We start from the raw sequence: 14,961 nt of genomic DNA on the forward strand, positions 1-14,961 counted from the left end.
AGGTTCTTTTGAGTCCACAGCTCACTACATTAGATATAAACCTGGAGCCGGCAGATAGCCGGCGTCTCGCCGAGCTCTGCGGCCCGTTCGATGAAAATTTAAAGCATATTGAACGCCGCCTCGGCATTGAAATCACCTACCGCAATGATGCTTTTCGTTTGATTGGCCAACAGCACACGGTCAACGCCGCCGCTAAACTGCTGCGTGACCTCTATGTGGAAACCGCTACCGTGCAAGGTAAAGCCGGCGAGATCGAGCCGCAGCAAGTTCATTTGGCGATTCAACAAGCCAATGTTTTGGAGCAAGGCAAAGGCGATCCTGCCGCCGAGAAAATGACGCACATTAAAACTAAGCGCGGCATGATCAAGCCGCGTAATCATAATCAAGCCGAATATGTGCGCGCGATTTTAAGTCATGATGTGAATTTTGGTGTTGGCCCTGCAGGAACCGGTAAAACCTACTTGGCCGTAGCAGCCGCGGTCGATGCCCTTGAACGTCAAGAAATTCGCCGTATTCTGCTTACCCGTCCCGCGGTTGAAGCTGGCGAGAAACTTGGTTTCTTACCCGGCGATTTGGCGCAAAAGGTCGACCCGTATTTGCGTCCGCTCTACGACGCCTTGTTTGAAATGCTTGGCTTTGAGCGCGTCGAGAAACTCATCGAGCGTAACGTGATTGAAGTTGCACCACTCGCGTACATGCGTGGACGCACACTCAACGACGCCTTTATTATTCTTGATGAAAGCCAAAACACCACCTGTGAACAGATGAAAATGTTCCTCACGCGGATTGGTTTCAACTCACGTGCCGTCATTACCGGTGACATTACCCAGGTTGACTTGCCGCGTGGACAAAAGTCAGGCTTACGGCATGTGATCGAGGTTCTACGCGACGTGCCCGATATTAGTTTCACCTTTTTCCAAGCCGGCGATGTCGTGCGTCACCCAGTCGTGCAACGTATTGTGCAAGCCTATGAAGACTTTGACGGTCGCGCATGATTGAACTTACAGTTGACGTGCAGAATGCTTCCACAGCACCTGACCTGCCCAGCGCAGAACAGATCGAAGCTTGGGTGCAAGCGGCTTTACACGGCGCACAGTGGCAAGACGGTGCAGCTGAGCTGACCGTCCGCATTGTTGATGAAGAAGAAGGCCGCGCACTTAACCATAACTACCGAGAACGCGATTACGCAACCAATGTGCTATCGTTTCCGTTCACGGCGCCGATTCCGATGCCGGTGACTTTACTCGGTGATTTGGTGATTTGCGCACCGGTCGTGCAACGCGAAGCCAGCGAGCAGGGCAAGACCTTAGTGGCACACTGGGCGCATATGATTGTACACGGCACCTTGCATTTGCTAGGTTATGACCATATTGAAGACGATGAAGCGGACCGTATGGAACGCCTCGAAACGACGATTTTAACCGGCTTAGGGTTTGCTGACCCTTATGTCGAAGTTGGTGACTAAACGGAGCACTACCAGCTAATGAGCGATGACCATCCCCACTCTACCAACGGTTCTGCGCGTAAATCGTGGGCAACTAAATTGTTGCAGCTATTTACCGGAGAGCCGAATAGCCGCGAAGAGTTAGTCGATCTAATTCAGGATGCCGAAGAACGTGACCTGATAGATAACGACACCAAAGAAATGATTGAGGGCGTGCTCGACGTCGCCGAACTGAAAGTGCGCGACATCATGGTGCCGCGTTCACAAATGGTCACCATCGATATCAATCAGAACGTTGATGAGTTCTTACCGATCGTGATTGACGCCCAACACAGCCGTTATCCGGTCATTAGTGAAAATAAAGACCATGTTGAGGGTATATTGCTAGCAAAAGACTTGCTGGCTTATGGCTTTGGCATGACCGACGATGAGTTTGCGCTGACTAAGGTCATCCGCCCTGCGGTAATTGTGCCAGAAGGTAAGCGCGTTGATGTGTTGCTGAAAGAATTCCGCTCGCAACGCTACCACATGGCCATTGTGGTCGATGAATATGGTGGTGTTTCAGGCTTGGTTACCATCGAAGATATTCTTGAAGAAATCGTCGGCGATATCGAAGACGAAACCGATTACAACGAAGACACCAAAGCCGATATTCGCCGTATTAACAGGTCACGCTATTCGGTGAAAGCTTTAACCACCATCGAAGATTTTAATGATTACTTCGAAACGCAATTTGGTGACGAAGAATATGACACCATTGGCGGTATGGTTGCCCACGGCTTTGGTCACCTGCCGAAACCCGGTGAAGAAATCGTTTTAAGTGGCATTAATTTCAAAGTCACCGGAGCCGACAAACGTCGTATCCAACAATTGCAGGTGAGCTTTCCCGAGCCACCCCCTGAGCAAGAAGCGGACGTTTAACCATGCCTCGCACAACGCGACGTTGGCGGGCAGCCCTTAGTCGACTCGCCTGCCTAGGACTTGGTGCCGTGCTCGTAGTTAGCTATGCGCCGTTTGCGCAAGCATGGCTACCGTTTCTCGTCATACCGGCCCTGCTGTGGCTGTTAAAAGACAAGAAACCAAGTAATGCGTGGCGTTTGGGGTATTTCTTCGGGCTTGGCTGGTTTGCTGCTGGACTCAGTTGGATCTACGTTAGCATTGATACGTTCGGTGGCTTACATCCCATCGCCTCTGTTGGCATTCTGTTACTCTTATTTGCTTATCTCAGTCTATTCCCCGCCTTGGCTTTATTCGCGTGGCGCTGGCTTAACGTGCGTTTTGGCGCGATAGGCTATTGGAGCCTACCGCTCACCTGGTTAGCGGCAGAAGCGCTGCGTGGTTGGTTGCTGACCGGCTTTCCGTGGCTCGATTTAGGCTATACCCAAACCGATACCTGGCTTGCAAGCTACGCCAGTTGGTTTGGTGGCACCGGCCTCAGCGTCATACTGATGACCATTGCATTACTCACGGTCCGTACCATCGAACAACGGCATTGGCGCGCACCTACTGTCATCGCAGGACTGTTGTTGTTGCCGTTCGTGTTGAGTCAGCTCACTGCTATCTCGCGTACCGGAGAACACGTAAAAATAGCACTTGTGCAAGGCAACATCAGTCAGTCGATCAAGTGGGACCCCGATCAACACTGGCCTAATCTGAATTTGTATTTGGACTTAACCAGGACACTCTACAACGACCATGACGTGGTGATTTGGCCCGAGTCGGCAGTGACTATGCCGGAACCCTACACCGATGACATTCTTGCCATCATGCACGACGAAATGGCAAAAACCGAAACCGGCTTAATCACTGGGATTATCGATATTGGTGGTGACAACTACTACAACTCAGTCATTGCGCTGGGACAAGACGGTAGTCTCGGAGTCGAAGAAGCTTACCACCACGGTCACAGTAATCGCTTTCAGAAGCATCAATTATTACCGATCGGTGAGTTTGTGCCCTTTGGTGATTTACTCCGACCCTTGGCTCCACTCTTTAATTTGCCCATGTCATCTTTCAGTCGCGGTGCTTACGTGCAAGCACCATTACGCGCTAAAGGCTGGGACTTTAGCACCGCTATCTGTTATGAAATTGCCTTTCCACAGCAGGTATGGGCGAATTTCACACCAGGCACAGACTTCTTACTTACCGTTAGTAACGATACTTGGTTTGGTCGGTCTCACGGGCCTGCTCAGCATATGCAAATTGCCCGTATGCGTGCGATAGAACTGGGACGCCCATTGATCCGTGCCACTAATAGTGGCATCACCGCAATGACCGACGAACGCGGACAGTGGCTCGCACGGGCTGAGCAGTTCCAAGCCGCCACGCTGTCAGCACAAGTCCCGATCGTGCAAGGCTTAACGCCATTTGCGTTATGGGGTGGCTACGGTGCTTGGTTGTTAGCGATTTTGATCCTGATTGGCGGTGCATTACCCATAGTCATTCGCCGCTAAAATCAGTAAACTGTAAGCACTTTTACTAGCGTCTCTTCATTAACAGTTGGAACACATCATGGAAAATATCTTTGCAGCAGTCCTGTTTGCCCTGTTAACCGCAGCTGGCACCTTGGGTGTCTCAAGCATTGGCATGTTTCTCTTTCACCGCAACCCAGACGATCGCGACGCCGAACAGCGCGAGCGCTTCGAGTATGGCTTTTTTGGCCTAGCCGGCATCGTGGTGATGTTAGTGATGTGGTACGCACTGTAAGTTTTTCATTTTAGCCAGCGATTTAATGGGTTCTCAGATGTCAAAGTTCATGCAGGATAATTACGATCCAGCACAGATTGAAGCTGCCGTGCAGCAGCGTTGGGAAAGCGACAAAGTTTTCGAAGTTACCGAACAGCCAGGTAAAGAGAAATTCTATTGCCTATCGATGTTTCCGTACCCTAGCGGTAAATTACACATGGGCCATGTGCGCAATTACACACTTGGTGATGTGGTCGCCCGCTATCAACGTATGCAAGGCAAAAATGTCCTACAACCAATGGGTTGGGACGCCTTTGGCCTACCGGCAGAAAATGCCGCAGTAGCCAACAAAACGGCACCTGCCAAGTGGACTTATCAGAACATCGACTACATGCGTAATCAGCTTAAATCGCTCGGTTTTGGTTACGACTGGTCGCGTGAAGTAGCAACCTGTCGCCCCGACTATTATCGTTGGGAACAGTGGTTCTTCACCAAGCTCTACGAAAAAGGTTTGGTTTACAAGAAAAACGCTACCGTCAACTGGGACCCCGTAGACAACACCGTATTGGCCAATGAGCAAGTGATTGATGGCCGCGGCTGGCGTTCAGGTGCTAAGGTCATTCAAAAAGAAATTCCTCAGTGGTTTATTAAAATCACCGCGTATGCCGATGAGTTACTTGACGACTTAGAGCAACTTGACGGTTGGCCTGAGCAGGTGAAAACCATGCAGCGCAACTGGATTGGCCGCTCTGAAGGCGTTGAAATTGACTTTTCAGTGGTCAACCATGAAAAGCCGCTCACCGTTTACACCACGCGTCCCGATACCCTTTATGGTGTCACTTACATGGCGGTTGCAGCGCAACACCCATTGGCACAAGAAGCCGCAGCCAACAACTCTGAGTTGGCTGCTTTTATTGAGAGTATTCAAACCACCAAAATGGCCGAAGCGGACCTTGCCACCATCGAGAAAAAAGGCATGGCAACCGGGTTTCATGCCAAGCATCCACTGACTGGTGAAGAAATCCCCATTTGGGTCGCCAACTTTGTTTTGATGGACTACGGCTCAGGTGCGGTAATGGCGGTTCCGGCGCACGACCAACGTGACTGGGAGTTTGCCACTGCTTACGACTTGCCTATTCAGGTGGTTATCGAGCCAACAGAAGGTGAACACGACATTAGTCAAGCCGCAATAACCGCCAAAGGTACGACGATCAACTCCGGCCCCTACACGGGTATGAGCAGCGCCGAAGCCTTTGATGCTATCGCCGCAGAGTTGAGCCAACAAGGTATTGGCCGCCGTCAAGTCAACTATCGCTTACGTGATTGGGGTGTTTCGCGCCAGCGCTACTGGGGCGCACCGATCCCAATGCTCAACTTGGCCGATGGCACCTCGGTACCGGTGCCAGAAGACCAGTTACCGGTAACCTTGCCGGAAGACGTTGTGATGGATGGGACGCAATCACCTATTAAGGCCGACCCTGAGTGGCGTACAACCACCTATAATGGTGCGCCAGCCGAACACGAGACCGATACGTTCGATACTTTTATGGAGTCGTCTTGGTACTACGCTCGTTACTGTAGTGCGAACTTCCACGACGGGATGCTGAATCCTGAGCAAGCGAACTATTGGCTACCTGTCGATCAATACATCGGTGGTATTGAACACGCGATCTTACACCTCTTGTATGCGCGCTTTTTCCACAAGTTGTTGCGGGACACCGGCTTAGTCAGCTCAGACGAACCGTTCAAACGTCTACTTACGCAAGGTATGGTCTTAGCTGACAGTTACTACCGTGAAGCTGACGACGGTAAGATCACCTGGTACTCACCACTTGATGTTGAAATTGTCGAACGCGATAGCAAAGGTCAGATTGTCAAAGCGATCTTAACGACCGACGGTAAAGAAGTGCATTACGGCGGTATGACCAAAATGTCGAAGTCAAAAAACAACGGCATCGATCCGCAGGTCATGATCGATAAATACGGCGCTGACACCGTGCGTTTGTTTATGATGTTTGCCGCGCCGCCGGAAGCGACCCTTGAATGGTCTGATTCTGGTGTAGAGGGCGCGCAACGCTTTTTGCGCCGCGTCTGGCGGTTGGTTGCCGACTATCAAGCGGTGACCACGCAAGAGCACAGCAACGACTTTAGCCAACTGTCGAGTGCACAAGAAGATCTGCGACGTGAAGTACATCGCACCATCGAAAAAGTTAGCGATGATATGGGCCGCCGCCAGAACTTTAACACTGCGATTGCGGCGATCATGGAACTCTTGAATAAGCTGCAGAAAGCCAGCCTCGAGGACGCCATTGACCGTGGCATCATGCGTGAGGCGTTGGATGCGATAGTGTTGATGCTTGCACCAGTAACACCGCACTTAAGCGAAACGCTTTGGCACGAGCTCGGGCACGATAGTGACATTACCTTCGCACCGTGGCCGCAAGTCGATGCATCAGCCTTGGTCGCCAGTAGTATTTTAGTTGTGGTGCAAGTGAATGGTAAGGTGCGTGGCAAGATCAACGTGCCCGCCGATGCCGAGCAAGATGCCGTTATTGCCGCTGCGGTGGCGGATGAAAATGTTCAGCGTTTCATTGACGATAAAACCATTCGCAAGCAAATCTATGTGCCGGGTAAACTGGTGAATATTGTAGCCAATTAAGGTTCTCAATTAAGGTTCTAAGCGGAGCTGGTAAGACAAAGGAAAAGCCACAATGCGTAATTTAGTGCTCACTCTCACATTGCTGTCAGTCGTATCGCTAGCAGGTTGTGGCTTCCAGTTGCGCGGTAGTTATCAACTGCCGCCGCAACTGCAACAAGCGAGTATTTCGGCGCCGCAATTTAGTGAAGTCGCTGAACAAGTACGTGAACGCTTTACCTTAGCTGGTGTCGAGGTTCTTGCTAGCAGTAGCAATCAGTACGCCAACATCGACATCGTACGCGATAGCCTAACTCGCCGCACGTTAAGCCTTTCCGCGAGTGGTCAGGTGGCCGAATACGAACTCATTTATACCGTTGACTACGTGTTGCGCGCGCCACAGCAAACAGAGAAGGCATTGCAAGTCGAAGTTTTCCGCGACTATCAAGACGACCCTAATTTTGCCCTTGCCAAAACGCGTGAACGCGAAGTGTTAGTCGCCGAAATGCGTGAACAAGCTGCGCAACAACTGTTGCGACAGGTCATCGCTCAACTCGCTGAGAGTCCATAATGCAACTCGCGGAACTCGAACAGCATCTGCAAAAACATGGCCTCCCCGCTTTGCTGTCAGTATTTGGCGATACGCCATTATTGCTCGATGACGCATTACAACTGGTGCGGGCGCAAGCACGCGCTCAAGGCATCGATGAACGGACTCGGTTTATCCAAGATCAGCAGTTCGACTGGTCACAGCTAAGAGAGCAAGGCGCCAACTTTGGCTTGTTTTCCAACCTTCGCTTGGTCGAGTTAGAGCTCCCTGATGCGAAACCTGGCCGTGAAGGTGCCGAAGCCCTCAAACAGTATTGCGCGGAATTACCGGACGACCAAATACTGGTGATTACCGGCCCCAAACTCAAACAAGAGCAACTTAAAGCCAAATGGTTCCAACTATTGCAGCAAGCTGGGCCAGTAGTGCAGGCCAACAGTCCTGACCGCCGTCAGTTACCTAACTTTATTCAACAACGCAGTCAGCGTCACAATGTCAGCCTAACCGGCGATGCAGTGCAGTTGTTAGCCGATTGGTTTGAAGGCAACTTGCTTGCGCTCGATCAAGAACTGCAAAAGTTAGCACTCACTGATTTGCCGCAACCGCTTACGCCGCAAGCCATCATGGATGCAGCGCAAGACCAAAGTCGCTTTACCGTGTTTGCCTTACAGGAAGCGATTCTTGCTGGGGACCTGAAAAACGCCTTGAAACGTTTGCAACGACTGCTCGAAGAAGAAGCCGAAATTGCTATTTTGAATTGGATGCTGCAACGCGAGTTACAAAAGCTCGAACGCTTACAGCAAGGCAACCTTGGCTCTCGAGAACTCATGTCATTGGGAATTTGGCGCAACCAAGAAGGCGCTTACCAAGCCTTTGCTAAGCGCGTTAGTCGCGAGCATTTAGCGCGTTTAAGCCGCTTACTTGTTCGCTTAGAATACGCCTTTAAACGCGACTCAGGCGAAGACTTTGCAACCCTTTATTGCCATACGGTAGTCTTGCTGTGCGCCCCGGCGCGAAAACCCGAATTCATAAGCTCATGTTACGCATAATTTTTGGTGGCACTTTCGACCCCATTCATAACGGTCATGTGACCACCTCATTAGCGGCATTCGCCGAACTCGATGGCGACGTGATGCATGTTATGCCAAGTGCGCAACCGCCCCATCGCGACTACCCCGGTGCTAGCGCCGAGCAACGTCTTACCATGGTTGAGCTCGCCTATGCGGGAAGTCCTCAAGTTGTTGCTGAAAATTGGGAACTGAAGCGCGACGGCCCTTCCTACAGCCTACTTACCTTACGTGAAATGCATGAGCGCTGGCCGCAGGATAAGCTTATTTTTCTACTTGGCAACGACGCGTTTGCCAAACTTGATAGCTGGTACGGCTGGCAAGAACTCCTCAATTACGCAGACCTAGCGGTCATGCAAAGGCTTGCGCAAGACACGCCGTGGACACCCGCAGTCGAGGCGTTTGTGCGCACACATAGCAACAAAGTCCACCTACTCAACACCCCCAATATTGCTGTCTCGGCAACCGAGCTACGTGCGGCAATTGCTAGTGACACTGCGTGGCGAGAACAAGTCCCGCCACGGGTTGCACGCTTTATTGAACAACAGCATTTGTACGGTCGCTAAGCACTGCTTTTTCCATCGCGCTCGTGGTAAACTAAGCCGCTGAAATACATCATGGAGAATTTCACTTTTGCAAGCTGAACAATTACGCGACTTTGTGGTCGATAAACTTGAAGATTTAAAAGGTCGGGATATCAAAGTACTTGATGTACACGATCAAACGGATATCGCTGAGTACATGGTGGTCTGCTCGGGCAACTCGAAGACGCACGTAAAGAGCCTCGCTAACCATGTTGCAACCGAAGCAAAACATCATGGCATCCCCCCTATTGGCGTCGAAGGAGCGGAGACGTCCGAGTGGGTGTTAGTTGATCTTGGTGATGTGGTCGTACACGTTATGCAAGAATCAATTCGTGACTTTTATGAACTTGAGAAACTTTGGGGTCCGCGTTAATGCGCATTAGGTTGATTGCTGTCGGACAGAAAATGCCCGATTGGGTCACCACTGGGTATAACACCTACGCTAAGCGACTACCCGCTGACTGTCAGCTCGAACTGATCGAAATCGCGGCGGGCAAACGCGGTAAAAATGCCGACATCGCGCGGCTGACGAAACAAGAAGGCGATGCGATGTTAGCGGCCATCGGTAAAGGTGACCGTGTGGTCACCCTTGAAGTCGGTGGTCGTGCATGGGACACCCCGAAGCTTGCCGAGCGCTTAAGTGCTTGGCAAATGGATGGCCGCGACGTCAGTCTGCTCGTTGGTGGTCCGGAAGGACTCGCACCGGAATGCTGTGCCATCGCCGATGAGCGCTGGAGTTTATCGGCCCTCACACTACCCCACCCGTTGGTGCGGGTTATTCTCGCCGAAGCGCTTTATCGCGCTTGGAGTGTCAACGCTAACCACCCGTACCACCGTGAATAAATGATGAGAAGACGCCGTACCACGATTCGCGACCACCATGCCGAGAGCGCTTTATTCGGGCGCCGAGTGGTTGTTGCGTTAGTGATTGTGGTGAGTGTTTTCATGATTTTGTTGGCGAACATGTACCAACTGCAGGTTAAGCAATTCGAAACCTTCCAAACACGCTCGAATGATAACCGCATCAAAGTTGTCCCCTTAGCACCCAACCGCGGCCTCATCTATGATCGGAACGGTAAGCTGTTAGCAGAAAACATTCCTGTATTGAGTCTCGAAGTGGTTCCCGAGCGTGTCGAAGATCTAACGCAAACACTCACAGACCTAAGTAATTTACTTGGACTTACGCAAGAACAACTCGACCAATTTGAACGCAACCGCAAACGCGAACGGCGCTTCGAACAAGTCATCTTGCTTGACCAAATGAGCGAAGCGCAAGCAGCACGCTTTGCTGCGCGGCAACACGAATTTCCTGGCGTCAGCATTGAAGCCCGTCTCGTTCGCTATTACCCGTACGGCGAAGCCCTCACCCATGCTCTCGGCTACGTTGCCAAAATCAATCAACGTGACGTACAACGCCTGAAAGAGCAAGGCATTAATGCCAATTATGCCGCAACGCGCACGATTGGTAAGCTTGGTGTCGAAGGTTACTATGAAGAACAACTGCATGGCACTGTTGGTTATCAACAAATCGAAGTTGATATTCATGGGCGCCAATTACGTACGTTAGAAATTGAGCCACCGATCCCTGGCCAAGACTTAGTGCTGGAAATCGACATTGAGCTGCAATTACAGGCGCAAAAAATATTGGGCGAGCAGCGCGGTACGATCATCGTCATGGACCCGGAAGATGGGGGCATTTTAGCCATGGTGAGCCAGCCCAGCTATGACCCCAATTGGTTTGCCCAAGGTATCTCGGTTGAGCAATATCGAGGCTTGTTGAACTCACGTCATTCCCCCTTACTTAATCGCGCCACTCAAGGGGGGTACCCGCCAGCCTCTACCATCAAGCCTCAATTGGCCGTAGTAGGCCTAGAAGAAGGCACGATCACCCGCGACAGCCAAGTTTGGGACCCCGGTTGGTTTCAAATTAAGGGGGTGAATCACAAATACCGCGACTGGTTATCTTGGGGCCATGGTTGGGTTAATGTCGACACCGCTATTATTGAAAGTTGTGACACTTTTTATTACGACCTTGCGCTTAAATTAGGCATCGATACGATCTCAGAGCACATGTACCAATATGGCTTTGGTGAGCTCACTGGTATCGACATCGGCGAGGAATCACCTGCCGTAATGCCTAGTCGCGGTTGGAAACGAGCACGCTTTAATCAGCCTTGGTATGCCGGAGAAACCGTTTCTATTGGTATCGGACAAAGTTACTGGACGGTCACCCCGATGCAACTTGCAGTTGCCACGGCAGTAATGGTCAATCGTGGCGGGAGACCTGTGCCACGTTTACTCGGAGCAATTCAAGACGCGGGAATTGAGCTCCCCGCTGTTATTGAACAAAAACCGCCAGTACAACTTCGTAATCCGGAGCACTGGGATATAGCCCTCGACGGCATGGAAAAAGTCGTTTCCAGCATCAAAGGTACTGCACATAAAGCATTCAAAGGTGCAGATTATACCTCGGCAGGGAAAACGGGTACTGCGCAAGTCCGCAGTATCGGTCAAGATGAAGAATACAACGCTGAAGAAATCGCCGAACGTTACCGTGATAACGCTATGTACGTAGGTTACGCCCCAGCCGAGAATCCTGAAGTGGTGATCGTGATTACTGCTGAGAACGTGATTGGTGGCGGGGGGTCTGTGGCTGCACCAATGGCGCGGGAGCTACTCGATTTCTACTTCGCTGCGCAACAACCTGAAGAAACGGTGGCCGCCAATGCTCCCTGAACAACAACAAACGTCTTGGTTACAACGTTTACATATCGATCCCCCGCTTTTCCTGGCGTTGCTAGCGATTTCGGTGGTGAGTTTGTTCACTGTTTATTCTGCTAGCGGCGAAAGCATTGCGATGACCGAACGCCAAGTTATCCGTGTCGGTGCCGCATTTGTGGCCATGTTTGTAATTGCGCAAATACCACTTGATAGCGTGCAGCGCTGGTCACTGCCGATTTTCAGTGTCGGGCTCGTTTTACTTGTTGCTGTGCTCTTAGTTGGCGAGAGCAGCAAAGGGGCGCAGCGCTGGCTTAACCTAGGTGTAGCGACGATTCAGCCCTCAGAATTAATGAAACTTGCGGTACCCATGGCCATAGCCTGGTTCATCGCTGAACAAGGTATGCCGCCGACACTAACACGGCTTGCAGGCGCCTTCCTATTACTCATTATCCCGGTACTCATGATTGCCAATCAACCTGATCTGGGAACCTCATTACTGATTGCTTGCTCGGGAATTTTCGTGCTGTTTCTAGCCGGTATGTCATGGAGACTTATTGGCTTTTTCGCCGTCGCGATTGGTTCTTTTATTCCCGTACTGTGGATGTTTTTGATGCGTGATTACCAGCGGCAACGGGTACTAACCTTCTTAGACCCTGAGCGTGACCCATTAGGCGCTGGTTACCAGATTATCCAGTCAAAGATCGCGATTGGCTCTGGTGGCATCGAGGGCAAAGGCTGGCTGCAAGGCACCCAGTCACAATTAGAATTTTTACCTGAGCGTCATACGGACTTTATTTTTTCCGTCTTTAGTGAAGAGTTTGGTTTGCTTGGCGTCGTCGGTCTTTTCGCCTTGTACGGATTTATTATTTTTCGCGGCATGATTATTGCGATGCGCGCCCAACGCGTGTACCAAAAGCTTTTAGCCGGCAGCCTAACCTTGACCTTTTTTATCTACGTAATGGTTAATGTGGGCATGGTTTCGGGCCTGCTGCCGGTGGTCGGTGTACCACTACCTCTGATCTCCTACGGTGGTACATCGATGGTGACATTGTTCGCCGGTTTTGGTTTACTGATGGCAATCGCGACGAACCGTCGCTTGGTGCATGCCTAAGTCGTAGAGTAAGGTGTTTGCAGAAGTTTTACGGCTTTATGACTACCTATTGGTCGCTGCTTGTGCCAAAGTTGTCGCTGAACACTATTAACGCTAACACTCTTTGTTTAGGACTCACGATCAAGCATGACTCGCGTACTTATTAGCCTCGCTGTGACTCTTCTGCTGCTCATCGGTTGCAGTTCTGCACCGAGCAGTCGTTATAGCCAAGCTCATGATAGTATCCCCAGCCGCTTACCCCATGCTGATGAACTGGTTGAACCTACGCCGAAAACACTCCCCCCAAGTCGGCAAGGTAACCGCACTTATACCTTATTCGGTAAAACCTACAACATCATACCGGATGCCCGCGGCTACGTCGCTGAAGGTATGGCTTCTTGGTATGGTGAAAAGTTTCACGGGCACTTAACATCGAATGGCGAAACCTACGATATGTATGCCATGAGTGCTGCGCATAAAACCTTGCCGCTGCCTACTTATGTGCGCGTTACAAACCTTGCCAATAATAAGTCTGTGGTGGTTCGGGTGAATGACCGTGGTCCCTTCCACGGTGATCGTATGATCGACCTATCTTACGTTGCCGCCTACAAACTTGGCATGCTCGCCACCGGCACCGCACGGGTTCGCATCGAAGCTTTGCACCCAGAAGGTGCCAACCAAGCATTGGCGGTTGCGCCACCACTCGAACCCGATACGCAAAGTCAGTATTATATTCAAGTGGTCGCGGGGAGTGATCCACAGCGTCTCGAACAAGAAGCTACGAAATTAGCACAAATCTATGAAGTACCTGCAACTACTCGAGCCAAAAATGGTCTATATGCTGTAATGTTGGGGCCGTTTGCCGCAGCGCAAACCAACCAACTACTCCTACAGCTCAGAGCTGATGGCTATAGCGATGTTTTTCGAGTGCCGGTAAGTCCATAGACGCTGCCTTTCGAGTGTGGCTGTGCTACTATTCGGCGCGCTAAATCCATATATTAAGACAACGTAGAGAAATCAATCATGCAATCTGTCGTATCACAGTTGACGCGTGCCGTCGCCCTACTTGCGGGCCTTGTTAGCATCGCCGCAAATGCCGCGATTATCCCGCCAGCCCCACAAGTTAATGCCAAAGGCTACATTTTGGTAGATTACACCACGGGCTACGTGATCGCCGAGGGGAATGCTGACGAACAACTCGCCCCCGCAAGTCTGACTAAGATGATGACCAGTTACATCATCGGTCGCGAAATTCAAGATGGCCGCGTAAGCCCAAATGACTTAGTAACCATCAGCGAAAATGCTTGGGCAAAGAACTTCCCAGAATCGTCCAAGATGTTTATTGAGGTTGGTAAACAAATCAGCGTAGCTGACTTGAACCGCGGCATTATTATCTCGTCAGGGAACGATGCCTGTGTCGCCATGGCCGAGCACATTGCCGGAAGCGAAAGTGCCTTTGCTGATTTGATGAACAATTATGCGTTCGAACTTGGCATGACCAACAGCCACTTTATGAACAGCCACGGCCTTCCAGACCCAGAGCAATACACTTCAGCACGTGACATGGCCACAATGGGTATTGCACTTATTCGGGACGTACCTGAAGAGTACGCGATATACAGCGAGAAAGAATTTACCTTCAACTCCATTAAACAATACAACCGAAACTCATTATTGTGGGATGCCAGCATGAACGTTGATGGCATCAAGACCGGTCACACTGAAGAAGCCGGTTACAGCCTCGTATCTTCAGCCGTCGAAGGCGATACACGTTTAGTGGCTGTAGTCATGGGCACAACGAGTGAGCAAGCACGTAAAGTTGAAAGTAAAAAATTGCTTAACTATGGCTTTCGTTACTACGAAACAGTACAAGCTTACAGTGCTGGCGAAAGCTTTGTTGATCAGCGTGTCTGGGGCGGTGAACAAGACACCGTAGCACTTGGTATTGCGAATGACGCCGTTATGACATTGCCACGCGGCCAACGCGATAACTTGAAAGCCAGTATTGAACTTGCCCAAGAGCTTGAAGCTCCGATCGCAAAAGGTACCGAAGTTGGCACCGTAAGTATTCAGCTCGAAGGCGAAACCCTCGTTTCCTATCCGTTGGTCACCTTAAATGATGTTGCTGAAGGCGGTGTGTTTAAGCAGCTTAGCGACTGGGTACTACGTAAGTTTGAAAGCGAGTAAT

General features: G+C 50.8%; 15 protein-coding genes. All 15 read left to right on the plus strand.

Annotated features, from left to right (window positions below):
- Positions 1–8 precede the first annotated feature (8 nt).
- The 15 genes from NV375_RS04510 to NV375_RS04580 all read left to right on the plus strand — a co-directional run bounded on the left by NV375_RS04510 (position 9) and on the right by NV375_RS04580 (position 14,960).
- Positions 9–995, plus strand: coding sequence for a PhoH family protein (locus NV375_RS04510; RefSeq protein WP_258807133.1), 987 nt, complete (start codon positions 9–11; stop codon positions 993–995).
- Positions 992–1,465 carry an rRNA maturation RNase YbeY gene (gene ybeY / locus NV375_RS04515; protein WP_258807134.1) on the plus strand — a complete coding sequence of 158 codons (474 nt, stop codon included), beginning with the start codon at positions 992–994 and terminating at the stop codon, positions 1,463–1,465. The genes NV375_RS04510 and ybeY overlap by 4 nt, the downstream gene beginning before the upstream one ends.
- An 18-nt stretch (positions 1,466–1,483) precedes the next feature.
- Positions 1,484–2,365: a CNNM family magnesium/cobalt transport protein CorC gene (corC, locus tag NV375_RS04520; RefSeq protein WP_258807135.1), complete on the plus strand. Its 882-nt coding sequence runs from the start codon at positions 1,484–1,486 to the stop codon at positions 2,363–2,365.
- 2 nt (positions 2,366–2,367) lie between these two features.
- Positions 2,368–3,897 (plus strand): apolipoprotein N-acyltransferase, encoded by a 1,530-nt coding sequence (lnt, locus tag NV375_RS04525; protein WP_258807136.1) that lies wholly within the window; start codon positions 2,368–2,370, stop codon positions 3,895–3,897.
- A 58-nt stretch (positions 3,898–3,955) separates the two neighbouring features.
- On the plus strand, positions 3,956–4,150 hold the full coding sequence (locus NV375_RS04530) for a hypothetical protein (protein ID WP_126770922.1): 195 nt from the start codon (positions 3,956–3,958) through the stop codon (positions 4,148–4,150).
- A gap of 49 nt (positions 4,151–4,199) precedes the next feature.
- On the plus strand, positions 4,200–6,788 hold the full coding sequence (gene leuS, locus NV375_RS04535; protein WP_258807947.1) for a leucine--tRNA ligase: 2,589 nt from the start codon (positions 4,200–4,202) through the stop codon (positions 6,786–6,788).
- Between the two features lie 52 nt (positions 6,789–6,840).
- On the plus strand, positions 6,841–7,335 hold the full coding sequence (gene lptE / locus NV375_RS04540; protein WP_258807137.1) for an LPS assembly lipoprotein LptE: 495 nt from the start codon (positions 6,841–6,843) through the stop codon (positions 7,333–7,335).
- On the plus strand, positions 7,335–8,360 hold the full coding sequence (holA, locus tag NV375_RS04545) for a DNA polymerase III subunit delta (protein ID WP_258807138.1): 1,026 nt from the start codon (positions 7,335–7,337) through the stop codon (positions 8,358–8,360). Before lptE ends, holA begins: the two co-directional genes overlap by 1 nt.
- Positions 8,348–8,944 carry a nicotinate (nicotinamide) nucleotide adenylyltransferase gene (gene nadD, locus NV375_RS04550; RefSeq protein WP_258807139.1) on the plus strand — a complete coding sequence of 199 codons (597 nt, stop codon included), beginning with the start codon at positions 8,348–8,350 and terminating at the stop codon, positions 8,942–8,944. Before holA ends, nadD begins: the two co-directional genes overlap by 13 nt.
- Positions 8,945–9,011: 67 nt before the next feature.
- Positions 9,012–9,335 carry a ribosome silencing factor gene (gene rsfS, locus NV375_RS04555; RefSeq protein WP_126770930.1) on the plus strand — a complete coding sequence of 108 codons (324 nt, stop codon included), beginning with the start codon at positions 9,012–9,014 and terminating at the stop codon, positions 9,333–9,335.
- Entirely contained in the window at positions 9,335–9,805 is a 471-nt protein-coding gene (gene rlmH, locus NV375_RS04560; RefSeq protein WP_258807140.1) for a 23S rRNA (pseudouridine(1915)-N(3))-methyltransferase RlmH, read from the plus strand. The genes rsfS and rlmH overlap by 1 nt, the downstream gene beginning before the upstream one ends.
- A gap of 3 nt (positions 9,806–9,808) precedes the next feature.
- A complete protein-coding gene (gene mrdA / locus NV375_RS04565) occupies positions 9,809–11,698 on the plus strand; it encodes a penicillin-binding protein 2 (RefSeq protein ID WP_258807948.1) in 1,890 nt (629 codons plus the stop codon).
- Entirely contained in the window at positions 11,688–12,794 is a 1,107-nt protein-coding gene (rodA, locus tag NV375_RS04570) for a rod shape-determining protein RodA (RefSeq protein ID WP_258807141.1), read from the plus strand. Before mrdA ends, rodA begins: the two co-directional genes overlap by 11 nt.
- A gap of 126 nt (positions 12,795–12,920) precedes the next feature.
- Entirely contained in the window at positions 12,921–13,718 is a 798-nt protein-coding gene (locus NV375_RS04575) for a septal ring lytic transglycosylase RlpA family protein (RefSeq protein WP_309491682.1), read from the plus strand.
- Positions 13,719–13,796: 78 nt separating this feature from the next.
- Positions 13,797–14,960, plus strand: coding sequence for a D-alanyl-D-alanine carboxypeptidase family protein (locus NV375_RS04580; protein ID WP_258807142.1), 1,164 nt, complete (start codon positions 13,797–13,799; stop codon positions 14,958–14,960).
- Position 14,961: the final 1 nt, after the last annotated feature.

This window comes from Pseudidiomarina sp. CB1 (assembly GCF_024752025.1).
In the GTDB taxonomy this organism is placed as follows: Bacteria; Pseudomonadota; Gammaproteobacteria; order Enterobacterales; family Alteromonadaceae; genus Pseudidiomarina.